Consider the following 13,667-nt stretch of genomic DNA (forward strand, 5'->3'; position numbering starts at 1 on the left):
GCGCCGCGGGTTCGTCGTTCAATACGACGGTGGCCCCCGCGCGCGGCGGGTCCGGGCCGCGCCGGGCGTCGCGGTGAGCTGGGTTCGGGATCGGCCGTCAGGATGGGCAGATGAAGCGCTGGGGGGAGCCGCCGTTCGAGGCGCACCTGCCGCCCGAGACCGTCCTGAACCAGATGGAGATGGCGGTAGTCGTCTGCGACCGCTTCAGCAACGTCATCTACGGCAACGACTTCGCCCGCCGGCTGTTCGGGTTCGGCGGCGACGGCTTCGTCGGCCACTCGGTGCTGTCCCTCGGCATCGCCGAGGAGGACCACGAGCAGGCCACCGAGCTGGCCCGGCACGTGCTCAAGGGCAACGTGTGGGAGGGCACCTTCTGCAGCATGCGGTCCGACGGCGGCACCGTCTACACGCGGGCGCACGCCGTCCCGCTGCGGCACCCGTCCGGCTCCGTCGACGGCATCGTGATCTTCGCGCGCGAGGCGCTGCGCTCCAACCAGCGCGAACAGGACCGCTACGGCCTGCTGGACCGCATCGGCACCCGGCTGGCGGGGTCGCTGGAGCTGGAGAACACGCTCCGCCGCGTCGCCGACACGCTCGTCCCGCAGTTCGCCGACCACTGCTTCATCGACCTGTTCAGCGGTGACCGGCTGATCCGCCGGGTGTCGCGGCACGCGGGCGGCTGGACGCCGCCGCCGGGCACCTGGGCCGAGGTCGGCGAACCGGTGTCGTACCCGCCGGGGCACCACGCGGCCAAGGCGATGCACCGGCGCGACACCGTGCTGGTGGAGGACATGCTGCGCCGCCGCGACCACGACGCGGGCGGCGGCATGGGCATCACCTCGGTGATCTCCGCGCCGCTGCTGGTGCGCGGCGAGCTGCTGGGCGTGATGAGCCTGGCCCTGTCGAACCTGTCCCGCCGCCCCGACCCGCACTACGACGGCTTCGACCGCGACCTGCTGGGCGCCATCGCGAGCCGCGTCGCGCTGTCGGTGGACAACGCGCTGCTGTTCGAGCAGGAGCGCGAGACCGCGCTGGCGTTCCAGAAGCACCTGCTGCCCGGCGAGAGCCCGCCGCTGCTGGACGGGCTGGAGATCGCGTGGCGCTACGAGCCCGCGCGGCCGATCGAGTCGCACGGGCACGGCATCCAGACCCAGGTCGGCGGCGACTGGTACGACGTGATCCCGCTCTCGGCGGGCCGCGTCGGCCTGGTGATCGGCGACGTCGAGGGCCGGGGCGCGCGCGCCGCCGCCGTGATGGGCCAGCTCCGCGCGGCGCTGCGGGCGTTCGCGCAGGACGACAAGCCGCCCGCCGACATCCTGCGCAAGCTCGACGAGTGGGTGCGGACGATGACCCGCCCGGAGCGGACCCGCTCGGGCTGGAACAGCGACGAGCTGGTCCGGCCGCCGCTGGTCTCCTGCACCTACTTCGTCTACGACGCCTGGTCGCGCGTTCTGGAGTTCGCCAACGCCGGGCACGACCCGCCGCTGCTGGTCGTGGACGGCGAGGTCGGCGAGCTGGGCTTCGAGAGCGAGGGCGCCATGCTCGGCGTCCGCGCGCCGGGGCTCGGCGGCGAGATCGTGTTCAACGAGGAGACCGCCGAGCTGAAGCCGGGCTCGACGCTGGTGCTCTACACCGACGGCCTGATCGACCGCCGCCCCAAGGACGACGGCGAGTACCACTCCCGCGAGGAGGCGCGCGAGATGGTGCGCGCCGCGGTGGCGGCGGTGGCGCGCGGCGACGTGGAGACGATCGCGGAGGCCGCGTACGCGGCGGTGCCCGGTGAGATCGACGACGATGTCGCGATCGTGGTGATCCGGACGGCCGCCGACGAGCTGGCCGTGCGCGACCGCGCCTTCCCCGCCGAGCCGATCATGGTCTCGGAGGCGCGCCGGCTGGCGGCGGACGCGTTCGCCGAGTGGGGGATGGGGGAGGACCAGGTCGAGCTGGCGTGCCTGCTGGTCTCCGAGGTCGTCACCAACGTCGTGCTGCACGCGGCGGCCACGCCCGCGCCGCGCCGCGAGCTGGTGCTGGACGGCGGTCCGCCGCCGGTGCAGTTCAACCTGGACGCGTTCGACGAGGGCGACTGGGACCTCGACGGCGGGCTCGGCGGCCTCGGCCGCGACGAGCCGCCCGCCAAGGAGTTCCGGCTGCGGCTCCGGCGCGGCCGGGGCGCGGTCTGGGTCGAGGTCTTCGACGCGGACATGCGGCTGCCGCGCATCCGCAGCGCGGGCGAGACCGACGAGGGCGGCCGCGGCCTGTACCTGGTGGACCAGCTCGCGACGCGCTGGGGCGCGCGCCCGACGCCGGACGGCAAGGCGGTCTGGTTCGAGCTTCCGCTGACTTCCCACTAGGACACCCCCGCGACGCTGTGCTCCGGCCCCCTGCGAGGCCCTGCGCGCTCAAGCCTGCGGCGCGGCGGACGCGCCGCGCAAAATCCGTTTCCCCCTGTGGATAACCCCGGTTGTCGGACCGATTTCGGCCATATCTCCCATTTGTCCAGGCGCCGTGATATCTCGATCAGGCGAGATCCGGTGATCGAAGGTGCAAGGGGGACGGATCGTGGCCGAGATGGTGCCATTCACCAGCAACTACACAGACCAGTCGTCGGAGGACGGCTACCAGTTCGAGTTCCGCTGCAACCGCTGCGGCAACGGCTACGCGTCGAGCTTCCAGCGCTCCGTCACGGGGGTCGGCGGCAAGCTGCTGGAGATGGGCGGCGGGCTGCTCGGCGGGGAGGTGGGCAACAAGGCGTCCTCGCTCGGCTGGGACCTGCGCTGGCTCCGCAACCGCGGCGAGCGCAGCGGCACCCGCGACCGGATGCTCGCGCGGGCCGTCGAGGAGGTCTCGCCGCAGTTCGTCCAGTGCCACCGCTGCTCGCAGTGGGTCTGCCGCAGCGTGTGCTGGAACGGCGAGCGCGGACTGTGCTCGTCCTGCGCGCCCAAGCTCGACCAGGAGATCGCCGGGATGCAGGCCGCCGCGCAGATCCGCCAGCTCGACGAGAAGATCCAGCAGCAGGACTGGACCGAGGGTGTCCAGTACAAGGAGCAGGCCACCGGACTCTGCGGGTCCTGCGGCGAGGAGAGCGGCGGCAACAAGTTCTGCCGCAACTGCGGCGCGCCCCAGGCTTCCGCGCCCGCCGAGACGAAGAAGTTCTGCACCAACTGCGGCACGCAACTGGGCGACGCGAAGTTCTGCGGCGGCTGCGGCTGGCCCGCGGGCTGACCCGCCGCGGCCGGGGACGGCTCCGGAGACGCACACCGGTCCCCGCGCCGATGCCCGGCCGGACACGCCGTTCAGCGCCCCCGCGACGCCGGGTGCGTCCTGACGCCGACGACCCCGTCCCCGGTGGCCGTCTCCGTTCAGCGCCGCCGCAGCGCCACGTGCGCCCAGGACTGGGTGAACCACAGCTCGCCGCCGATGACGCGGGGCCGCGCGCCGGTCGCCGGCCCGCCGTCGACCTCGCTGATCAGCGACGCGCGGATGCGGTCGGCGACGGCCGGGTCCGCGCGGTCCAGCCACGGTTCGAGCGGCCGCTCGGCGGCGAAGGCGTCGAGCCGCCCGATCGTCCCGCCCGCCGCGGCGACCAGCTCGGTCAGCGCCGTCACGGTCGGTCCGGCGGCGGCGTGCCCGGACGCGGTGAGCCGTCCCCGGACGAGTTCGGCCACGACCACCCGCCCGCCCGGCCGGCACACGCGCAGCAGCTCGCGCAGGACGGCGACCGGCTCGCCGAGGGAACTCAGCGACCAGCGGGTCGTGACGAGCGAGAACGCGCCGTCCCGATACGGCAGCGCGGTCGCGACCGCCCGAACCCCGACCGGACCGTCCCCGTCCTCGCCGGGATGCGCGACGCCGTTCGCGCCGTGCGGCGGGGGCGCGGCGTCCACGGCCGTGACGTGCCGGACGCGCGGCCGCAGCGCCGCGGCCAGCGGTCCGGGCCCGCAGGAGACGTCCAGGCACACCTCGCCCGGCAGCGGCGCGGCGAACTCCAGCAGCCGCCGCAGTTCGGAGGTGGTCGAGCGGCCCGGTGTCCGGGCGGTGAGGGCCGGTCGGGCCACGTCGGATCTTCCCCTCGGCTCGGCGGGCCGGGCGCAGGCGCCGTCGCGGAGCGGCGGACGCGGGGCGGTGCGCGGCCCGGTTCGCGAGATATGACTCCCGCGGCCGCCGCCGGGTTCGGGGCCGGTCGCCGGAAACCCCGGCGGGTTTCAGCCGCCGTTGAGGTGCTTCCCGAACAGCGTGAGCGCCACCAGCGCGAACACGACCATGACGGCCGACCGCGTCGGCGCGGGCAGCCGGAGCTTCACGGCCGCCCACCGCACGCAGAACGCGCAGAGCAGCGCCATGACGATCAGTGCGCTATAGCCTTCCATCATGGCCACCTTCGTTCCGGGGGAGGCGCCTTTCCCGAGCAGCCTAATCGCGCGGCCCGTCCTTCACCCCGTGCCCGCCGCGCCCGGCGGCGGGGCTACGCTCACGCCTGTGGCAGATGAGAAGGAAAACGTGAAGAGCGACCGGCTGGACGACGCGGTCGCGGCGGTGGCGCGGGGCCGGCTGGCGCTCGGCGCCGCCGCGTTCGCCGCCCCCGGCCTGACCGTGAAGCTGATGGGCCTCGGCCGCTCGGCGGACGGCGCGGCCGATCCGGGCCGCGACTACGTGACGCGGATGTTCGCGGCCCGCGAGATCGCGCTGGGCGCCGGCTACCTGCTGAGCCGCGGCCCGTCCCGCCGGCTGTGGGTGCGGCTCGGCCTCGCGGTGGACGCCTTCGACACGGTGGCGGCGCTGAAGTCGCGCGGCCGGCTGCCGCTGTGGGTGACGGCGGGCGGCGCGGCGATCTCGGCGGGCGCGACGGCGGTCGGCGCCGCGAAGGTCGCCCGCGACCTCGTGCGCTGACCCGGCTCCCCGTACCGACTTCCCCGACGCCCGCCGGGTCCGCCCCGGCGGGCGTCGGTGCGCGTACGTTCGGACACCCTACGTGTACCAACCGCTACTCAATGGGTAGATCTCCCCCTGACGCGACGTTTCGGGGGGAACTGGATGGCCGCGGACAAGGCGCACGTGGAGAGCATGCCCAGGGGCCGCGAGCTCGCGGTGATCCTCGGCGCGCTCATGCTGTCGATCCTGCTGGCGGCGCTGGACCAGACGATCGTCTCGACGGCCCTGCCCACCATCGTCAGCGACCTCGGCGGCCTCAACCACCTGTCGTGGGTGGTGACGGCCTACCTGCTGGCGTCCACGGCGTCCACGCCGCTGTGGGGCAAGCTGGGCGACCAGTACGGCCGCAAGCGCCTGTTCCAGCTCTCCATCGTGATCTTCCTGGTCGGCTCGGCGCTGTGCGGCCAGGCGGGCGACATGGCGCAGCTCATCACGTTCCGCGCTGTCCAGGGCCTGGGCGGCGGCGGGCTGATGGTGCTGGTCGTCGCCATCGTCGGCGACGTCGTCCCGCCCCGCGAGCGCGGCCGCTACCAGGGCCTGTTCGGCGGCGTGTTCGGCGTGTCGAGCGTCTGCGGCCCGCTGCTCGGCGGCTGGTTCGTCGACAACCTGTCGTGGCGCTGGGTGTTCTACATCAACATCCCGATCGGCCTGGTGGCGCTCGTCGTCATCGCGGTGGCGCTGCGCGCGCCCGCCGAGCGGCACCGGCACCGGATCGACTACCTCGGGACGCTGCTCATCGTCGGCTGGTCGGTGGCGCTGGTCCTGCTCGCGACGTGGGGCGGCACGACGTACGCCTGGGGCTCCGCGACGATCGTCGGCCTCGCGGTCGGCGCGCTCGCGCTCATCGCGCTCTGGGCGCTGGCCGAGCGGCGCGCGGCCGAGCCCGTCCTGCCGCTGCACCTGTTCGCCGAGTCGGTGTTCTCGCTGAGCGCGGCGATCAGCTTCGTCGTCGGGTTCGCGATGTTCGGCGCGCTGACCTTCCTGCCGATCTTCCTGCAGATCGTCCACGGGGTGTCGCCGACGCTGTCGGGCGTCCACCTGCTGCCGATGATGCTCGGCCTGCTCGTCGCGTCGATCGGGTCCGGGCAGATCATCAGCCGGACGGGCCGGTACCGCGTCTTCCCGATCGTCGGCACGCCGATCACCGCGGTGGCGCTGTGGCTGCTGTCGCGCGTCAGCGAGACGTCGAGCACGCTGTCGATGAGCCTGCGGTTCGCGCTGCTCGGCTTCGGGCTCGGGCTCGTCATGCAGGTCCTCGTCATCGCGGTCCAGAACAAGGTCGACTACCGGGACCTGGGCGCGGCGACGTCCGGCGTGACGTTCTTCCGGCAGATCGGCGGCTCGTTCGGCGTCGCGGTGTTCGGGTCGGTGTTCAGCAACCGGCTCGCGGCGAACATGGCGGACCTGGCGCGGCGCGGCGAGCTGCCGCCCGGCTTCGACCCGCGCGCCGTCCAGGGGAACCCGCACCTCATCGACCGGTTCCCGCCCGCCGTGCGCGGCCACTTCCTGCACGCGTACTCCGACGCGATCCAGCGCGTGTTCCTGTGGGCCGTGCCGGTGGCGCTGGTCGCGTTCGTGCTGACGTGGTTCCTGCGCGAGTTCCCGCTCCGCTCCACCTCGCAGGCTCCTGATCTCGGCGAGAGCGTCGGCGGGGCGTCGGCGCGCGGCTCGCGGGAGGAGATCGAGCGGGCGCTGAGCGACCTGATGCGCCGCGATCCGAGCGCGCGCGAACTGTACGGCCGCCTCGGACGGCTCGCCGGGGTGGACATGTCGCCGGGCGGGATGTGGGCGCTGTGCAGCATCGTCCACAACGGCCCGATCGCGTCGGCGGACCTGGCGCACCGCGCCGGGGTGACCGTCGAGCAGGGGCGCCCGTTCGTCGACCGGCTCGTCGAGGACGGCTACGTCGAGCGCGGCGCGGACGGCCTGGCCGCGACCCCGGCGGGCCGCGCCGTCGCCGAGCGGCTGGTCGAGACGCGCGCGCGGGGCCTCGCGCGGCATCTGGACGGCTGGGCCCCGGAGGAGAACCCCGAGCTCGCCGCCCTGCTGGACGAGCTGTCGCGGCAGACGCTCGGCGACGACACGGCGGGCCGCCAGGTCCACGCGGCGGACTGACCCGCCGGGCGCGGGACGCGGGGCGGTGAACTACGCTCGCCCGCGTCGGTCCGGAGTCGAGCGAGATGCAGGTCACACCGTCGGGTGGGCTACTCCGAGGTAACCTGTTGCTGACTAACCGAATCTCACTCGGTTTCGGGACGGAACCCCCAGATCCTGCTTAATTGGAGGCGTAGTGGCCGAGGCGTACATCGTCGGCGCGGTCCGTACCCCCGTCGGCACCAAGAAGGGCGCCCTGAAGGACGTCCACCCGGCCGACCTCGGGGCGCACGTGCTGAAGGAGCTCGTCAACCGCACCGGGGTGGACCCGTCCGCGGTCGAAGACGTGATCATGGGCTGCGTCATGCAGGTCGGCCCGCAGACCCTCGACATCGCGCGGACGGCGTGGCTGTCGGCGGGCCTGCCCGAGAGCGTCCCCGGCGTCACCATCGACCGGCAGTGCGGCTCGTCGCAACAGGCGATCCACTTCGCCGCGCAGGGCGTGCTGTCGGGCACCCAGGACCTCGTGGTCGCGGCCGGCGTCGAGCAGATGGCGAAGGTGCCGATGGGCGCCAGCGTCGTCGCCGGGATGGACCTGCCCTTCGGCGACGACTGGATCGAGCGGTACGGCACCCAGGAGATCTCGCAGTTCCGCGGCGCGCAGCTCATGGTCGAGAAGTGGGGCCTGACCCGCGAGGACCTGGAGAAGTTCGCGCTGGAGAGCCACCGCCGCGCCGCCAAGGCCATCGAGGCGGGCCACTTCGACCGCGAGATCGCCCCGATCGCCGGGCTGTCCAAGGACGAGGGCGCCCGCCCCGACACCACGCTGGAGAAGATGGCGGGCCTCAACCCGCTGCGCGAGGGCTGGGCGATCACCGCCGCCGTCGCGTCGCAGATCTCCATCGGGTCGTCCGCGCTGCTCATCGCCTCCGAGGAGGCCGTCAAGCAGCACAACCTGACGCCGCGCGCCCGCATCCACACCCTCGCCGTCACCGGCTCGGACCCGGTCTACATGCTGACCGGCCCGATTCCCGCGACGGAGAAGGCCCTCGCCAAGAGCGGCCTGTCGATCGACGACATCGACGTGTTCGAGGTCAACGAGGCGTTCGCCCCGGTGCCGATCGCGTGGGCGAAGGACACCGGCGCGTCCCTGGAGAAGACCAACCCCAACGGCGGCGCCATCGCGCTCGGCCACCCGCTCGGCGCGACCGGCGGCATCCTGATGACCAAGATGCTGCACGAGCTGGAGCGCACCGGCGGCCGCTACGGCCTCCAGACGATGTGCGAGGGCGGCGGCCAGGCCAACGCCACCATCATCGAGCGCATCTGACCCGCGCACTTCCGCGAACGGGCGGGACTCCCTCGGGGAGTCCCGCCCGTTCGTCCGTTCGGGAGCGTTGCGGGGCGATGGTCGCTGTCCGTGTCGGTGCGGTTCGTCACCGCACACGCCGTCACCCGCGCCGAAGGAACGCCCGCGGCCTCTACGTCGCTAAACTGGCCCGACTTTCCCATCGCCGGGATCGGTCCGCGCGACCTTGATCCGAAGAGCGACGCACGCATCTACGAGCGGACATCATGCAGTCACGAGGTCAGCAGAAAACCCTTACCGGAAAGCTCCTCACCCTCCTCAGCAGCCGGCGGGCACCGGGCCCGGGGGCCCACGGCGACGACGTCGTCCAGCCCGCCGCCGGGGACGGCGCGCTGGAGAACCACCTGGGCGGCGACGAGGCCCGCAACTACCGCCGCTACGAGTACGACATGGTCGCCCCCCATGTGGGACGGTCGATGCTGGAGATCGGTTCGGGCCTCGGCCACTTCTCCGAGCAGTTCGCGCAACGGCTGGACTACCTCGCCGTCAGCGACAACGACCCGTACTGCGTGGGCGAGCTGCGCAAGCGGTACGCCGCCGACGACGGCGTCGAGGTCGTCGACCTGGAGCTGCCCGCCGAGATCGTGCTGCGGCAGAAGGTCGACACCGTCGTCATGATGAACGTCCTGGAGCACATCAAGGACGACGTCCGCGCGCTGCGCGACCTCGCCGACGTCACCCTGCCCGGCGGCCGGATCGTCATCTGGGTGCCCGGCTACATGCAGCTCTACGGCGACTTCGACCGCAAGGTCGGGCACGTCACCCGCTACACGCCCGACACGCTGCGCGCGGCCGTGGAGGCGGCGGGGCTGGAGGCGGAGGTCCTCAAGCCGATCAACCTCCTCGGCGGGATCGCCTGGTGGGCGGCCGTCCGGCGCGGCGGCGCGGGCTATCCCGACCCCCGGCTCGTCAAGATCTACGACCGGACCGTCATCCCGCTGACCCGCGTGATCGAGCGCGTCGTGCGGCCGCCGTTCGGCCAGACGGTCTTCTGCGTGGCGCGCGTTCCGTCCTGACTCGGAGGGCGCCGGGCGGGTATGCGTACGTACCGCCCGATGTTTTTTAGGTATCCCGATACGTGGCCGTCCCGATGGCGGACGCCGCGGCGCGCCGGAAGACTGTGCCGTGGCCGGACGGGCCGGGGGCCGCCTCTCCGAGCGGAGATGAGCCGCGTTCATCCGCGGGTCCTGGTCGGGACGGCCGGCCACTGAAGTTCCCGTGTGGTCCGACGGTCAGGGGACGGGGGTCCGGGAGGGGAGGCCCCCGTCCCGCTGACTGGCGGGACGGGCCGGGCGGCACCGGTCACGAGTCGGCCGCGGCCCCGTCGAACAGCGCGAGCCGGTGCGCGGTCGCGGCGGCCTCGCCGCGGTTGGCGACGCCGAGCTTGCCGAGGATGTTCGAGACGTGGACGCTCGCCGTCTTCGCCGAGATCGACAGCGCGGCCGCGATGTCGCGGTTGCTGCGGCCCTCGGCGAGATGGCGCAGGACCTCGTGCTCGCGCGGCGTCAGCCCGAGCGGCGTCGCGCCGCGCGGCCCGCGGACGCGGCGGGCCAGGTCGTCCAGGCGCGCGCAGAGCGGCGCGGCGGCCAGGCGGCGGGCGAGGCCGACGGCCTCGGCGAGGCGTTCGGCCGCGGTCTCGTGCGCCGCGGCGGCGAGCGCGCACCGCACGGCCTGCTCCAGCGCCAGCGCCCGCTCGTACGGGCGGCCCAGCCGCTTCCACGCCTCGGCGGCGGCGTCCCACGGCGCGATGTCGCGGCCGCCGCGCGCATGACCGGCCTCGGCGGCGTACGTCATCGCCCACGCCTCCTGCGCGGGGCCGCGCACGTGCAGGTCGCGCGCCCGCTTCTCGATCGGCGCGAGCGCCTGTTCGACGGCGTCGGCGTCCGGCGCGAACATCGCCGCCGCCCGCGCGCCGAGCACCAGGACGGGCCAGGCGTAGCGCGCGTCGTCGGGGAGTCCCGGGGTCGCGACGACCTGCGCGACCGGCCGCAGCGCCTCCTCGGGCAGGTCGCGCGCGAGCGCGATGCCCGCCTGGAGCCGCAGCGTGGCGAAGTAGTCCTGCGTCTTCAGCCACCGCGTCTTCACGCCGAGGACGCCGAGCGCGGCGTCCAGGTCCGTCGCGGCGGCGTCCAGGTCGCCCCGCGCGAGCGCGATCTCGCCGGCGATGACGAGCAGCGAGGTGCGGATCGTGACGGCCGGGTCCTGCGCGAACGCGTCGCGCAGCACGACCAGCGCCTCGTCCCAGCGGCCCAGGGACTGCAGCGGCTCGGCCCGGTTGATGCTGAGGAAGCTGCCCTGCGTCCGGGCCACGCCGAACTCGCGCGCCTGCTCGATGCCGCGCCGCGCGACGGCGGCGGCCTCCTCGTGCCGGCCCGCGCCCTCCAGGTAGTGGGACTTGATGACGGCGAGGCGCAGCGTCGCGCCCGCGGAGTCGGCGCGGCGGACGGCCTCGGCGACCTCGTCGATGCGGTCGATGTCGCTGTCGTAGTCCATGTCCACGCAGAACAGCGTGACCAGGGCGTGCGTCTCGGCGGCGCCGTCCCCGAGCCGCCGCGCGATCTCCAGCGACTCGGTCGCTGCGCGGCGCGCGTCGTCGATGCCCGTGGTCAGGCGGCCGTACTGGGCGAGCGTGGACAGGGCGCGGGCGCGCAGCACGGTCGGCTCGTCCAGCGCGTCGACCGCCGCCTGAAGGTCCTCGATGAAACCGGGCCGGGCGAGCTGGTGGAGCATCGCGCCGCGCAGCATCAGCAGCGCGGCGCGGCGCTCGGAGCGGGCGTCGCCGAGGGCGCGCAGCGCCGCGCCGACGAGCTTGATGCCGCGCTCGTACTCGCCCGCCGACTCGGCGGCCGCCGCGGCGCTCTCCAACACCTCGACGTGGTCCGCGCCGATGCGCTCGGCCGCGTCCGGAACCCGCTCCCACAGCTCCAGCACGCGCGACAGCATCGCCAGGCACTCGGCGTACGCGACGGCCTTGCGCGCGTCGGCCGCCGCCCGCCACGCGCTGACCAGCGCGGACGTCGCGTCGTGGGCCGCGAGCCAGTGGTGGCTCAGCTCGACCCAGAGCCGCCCGGCGGGGACGAGGCCGGGATCGCGTTCGAGGGCTTCGGCGTAGCGGGTGTGCAGGCGCGTGTACTCGCCGGGCAGCAGGTCGTCGTGCAGCGTCTCGCGGATCAGCGCGTGCCGGAACGCGTAGCCGTCGCCGTCCACGACGAGCACGTTCGCGGCGACGGCGGGCCGCAGAACGCGGGTGAGCGCGCCGTCGTCCAGGCCCGAGACGGCCGAGAGCAGGCGGTGGTCGATTCGGGTGCCGCCGCCCGCCGCGTCCCGCAGGACGTCCTGCGTCTCCTCCGGGAGCCGCTGGACGCCCGCCAGCAGCAGGTCGCGCAGCGACTCGGGCAGCTCGCACGCCAGGGTTCCGTCGGCGTCCAGCAGCGCCTCGATGAACAGCGGATTGCCCTCGCTGCGCGCGTGGATGCGGCTCACCAGGTCGTACTGGGGCGCGTCGCCGAGGATGACCTCCGTGAGCTCGGCGACCTCGTGGCGGGTGAGCCGTTCCAGGTCGAGCCGCTGGACGCGGTCGAGCCGCGACAGCTCGGCCAGCAGCGGCCGGAGCGGATGCGTGCGGTGCAGCTCGTCGGTCCGGTACGTGACGAGGATCAGCAGCGGCGCGGCGCCGAGATTGCGGATCAGGAAGGCCAGCAGGTCGCGCGTGGAACGGTCCGCCCAGTGGGCGTCCTCGACGGCGAGGACCACCGGGCCCTCCGCCGCCAGGCCCTCCAGCAGGATCAGGACCAGCTCGAACAGCCGGGCGCGCTCCTCGCCGGACGGCGCGTCGGTCTCCGGCTCGCCGAACTCCGGCAGCAGGCGCGCCAGGCCGCCGGTGTCGCCGCGCGGGAGCAGGCGGGCGATGCCGTCCGGGCCGATGGAGCGGACGAGACCGCGCAGCATCGTGGTGAACGGGGCGAACGGGAGGCCGTCGGAGCCCAGCTCCAGGCAGCCGCCGACGAGCGCGCGGCTTTCGTCGTCCAGGTCCGCGACGAACTCCCGGACCAGGCGGGTCTTGCCGAGGCCGGCCTCTCCGCCGACGAGGACGGCCCCGGGCGCGTCCGCGAGGGATCGGCGCAGCACGTCCAGTTCGGCGCCTCGGCCGACCAGGACGGGACTCGTCAACGGGGTGGTCACCACACCAGCATGCCAGTCGAAACCGACAAATCGCCTCCCAATTACCGCCGCGGCCAGTCCAGGCCCCGGTGCCCGTCGAGTTCGGGGGCCGCGCCGCCCGTCCGCGGCGCGTGGACCTCGGTGCGGAAGGGGCTGCCGTCGATCACGCCGCGTTCCCGGAAGTGCGGGTGGCGGGCCGCCTCCTCGCGGGTGAGGCAGGGCGCGGCGGGCGCACCGTGGCGCGCGAGCAGGGCCAGCGCCTCGTCGCGGTCCAGCGCGGCGACCGTGTCGGTGATCTCGCGATCCAGCGCGGACGCGTCCCGCAGCCGTTCGGCGAACGGGACGCCGACGCGGTGGTCGAGCCCCAGCGCCGCGCAGGTCGCGTCCCACAGGCGCTGCTCGGAGACGACGCCGAGCGTGACGCGCCCGTCCCGGGCGCGGTAGACGCCGTAGCCCGGCAGCGGCCGCTCGCCCGGCCCGTCGCCCCGGCGGCGCGCGGACGGCACGGTCGCGACCCAGTTCGCGAGGACGTCGGCCAGGCCGAGGTCGAGGCGTTCGCCCGCGCCGGTCTCCCGGGCCCGCAGGCACGCCGCGGTGATCGCGAACGCGGCCGTCGCCGCCGCGGCCATGTCCGCCAGCGGCAGGTCGTCCGCGGACGGCGTGGGCGCGTCCGCGGGCAGCGCCCCGGCGAGCGCGCGGTAGTTGACGTCGTGGCCGGGCGTCTCGGAGAGCGGCCCGGACGCGCCGTAGCCCGACAGCGAGCAGTAGACCAGCGCCGGGTTGCGGGCGCGCAGCGCCGCGTGCCCGACGCCGAGCCGGTCCGCGACGCCCGGCCGGTAGCCCTCCACGACCGCGTCGGCCCCGGCGGCGAGTTCGTGGCAGCGCGCGCGGTCGCGCTCGTCCTTGAGGTCGAGGACGACCGAGCGCTTGTGCCGGTTGAGCGGCCCGAAGTGGCCCGGGAAGGCGCGCATCGGCTCGCCGCCGGGCGGTTCCACCTTGAGGACGTCCGCGCTGTGCTGGGCGAGGAGGAGCGTGGCGTACGGGCCCGGCCGCCACATCGTGAGGTCGAGCACGCGCAGGCCGTCGAGCAGTCCCATACCGGGGACGCTGCCCG

Annotated in this window: 10 protein-coding genes; 6 read left to right on the forward strand and 4 right to left on the reverse strand. The window is 74.2% G+C overall.

The window, feature by feature from the left end; genetic code table 11:
* The first annotated feature begins 110 nt into the window (after positions 1-110).
* Together G339_RS0100315 and G339_RS32030 are read left to right on the forward strand one after the other, a co-directional pair.
* Positions 111-2,351 carry an ATP-binding SpoIIE family protein phosphatase gene (locus G339_RS0100315; protein WP_019629080.1) on the forward strand — a complete coding sequence of 747 codons (2,241 nt, stop codon included), beginning with the start codon at positions 111-113 and terminating at the stop codon, positions 2,349-2,351.
* 217 nt (positions 2,352-2,568) lie between these two features.
* The gene (locus tag G339_RS32030) at positions 2,569-3,222 is read left to right on the forward strand and encodes a zinc ribbon domain-containing protein (protein WP_157407219.1); all 654 of its coding nucleotides are present in this window, start codon (positions 2,569-2,571) and stop codon (positions 3,220-3,222) included.
* A gap of 137 nt (positions 3,223-3,359) precedes the next feature.
* On the opposite strand, the gene G339_RS0100325 is transcribed toward G339_RS32030, so the two are convergent.
* Positions 3,360-4,055, reverse strand: a complete 696-nt coding sequence (locus tag G339_RS0100325; protein ID WP_019629082.1) for a class I SAM-dependent methyltransferase — start codon at positions 4,053-4,055, stop codon at positions 3,360-3,362.
* A 147-nt stretch (positions 4,056-4,202) separates the two neighbouring features.
* Positions 4,203-4,367: a hypothetical protein gene (locus tag G339_RS38380; protein WP_169514697.1), complete on the reverse strand. Its 165-nt coding sequence runs from the start codon at positions 4,365-4,367 to the stop codon at positions 4,203-4,205.
* 109 nt (positions 4,368-4,476) lie between these two features.
* Between G339_RS38380 and G339_RS0100335 the strand changes: the two genes are divergently transcribed.
* From G339_RS0100335 to G339_RS0100350, 4 genes are all read left to right on the forward strand, one after another.
* Complete coding sequence (locus tag G339_RS0100335; protein WP_026341006.1) at positions 4,477-4,887, forward strand: hypothetical protein; 411 nt, start codon at positions 4,477-4,479, stop codon at positions 4,885-4,887.
* Between the two features lie 144 nt (positions 4,888-5,031).
* Positions 5,032-7,044 (forward strand): MFS transporter, encoded by a 2,013-nt coding sequence (locus G339_RS0100340; protein WP_019629085.1) that lies wholly within the window; start codon positions 5,032-5,034, stop codon positions 7,042-7,044.
* Positions 7,045-7,219: 175 nt separating this feature from the next.
* Positions 7,220-8,353 (forward strand): acetyl-CoA C-acetyltransferase, encoded by a 1,134-nt coding sequence (locus G339_RS0100345; RefSeq protein ID WP_019629086.1) that lies wholly within the window; start codon positions 7,220-7,222, stop codon positions 8,351-8,353.
* Between the two features lie 245 nt (positions 8,354-8,598).
* Positions 8,599-9,408 (forward strand): class I SAM-dependent methyltransferase, encoded by an 810-nt coding sequence (locus G339_RS0100350; protein ID WP_026341007.1) that lies wholly within the window; start codon positions 8,599-8,601, stop codon positions 9,406-9,408.
* Positions 9,409-9,694: 286 nt separating this feature from the next.
* Here G339_RS0100350 and G339_RS0100355 read toward each other — a convergent pair whose 3' ends face one another.
* Positions 9,695-12,574 carry a helix-turn-helix transcriptional regulator gene (locus G339_RS0100355; RefSeq protein WP_240489717.1) on the reverse strand — a complete coding sequence of 960 codons (2,880 nt, stop codon included), beginning with the start codon at positions 12,572-12,574 and terminating at the stop codon, positions 9,695-9,697.
* Between the two features lie 41 nt (positions 12,575-12,615).
* Positions 12,616-13,650 (reverse strand): CaiB/BaiF CoA transferase family protein, encoded by a 1,035-nt coding sequence (locus tag G339_RS36260; RefSeq protein ID WP_019629090.1) that lies wholly within the window; start codon positions 13,648-13,650, stop codon positions 12,616-12,618.
* Positions 13,651-13,667: the final 17 nt, after the last annotated feature.

The organism is Actinomadura atramentaria DSM 43919, assembly GCF_000381885.1.
In the GTDB taxonomy this organism is placed as follows: Bacteria; Actinomycetota; Actinomycetes; order Streptosporangiales; family Streptosporangiaceae; genus Spirillospora; species Spirillospora atramentaria.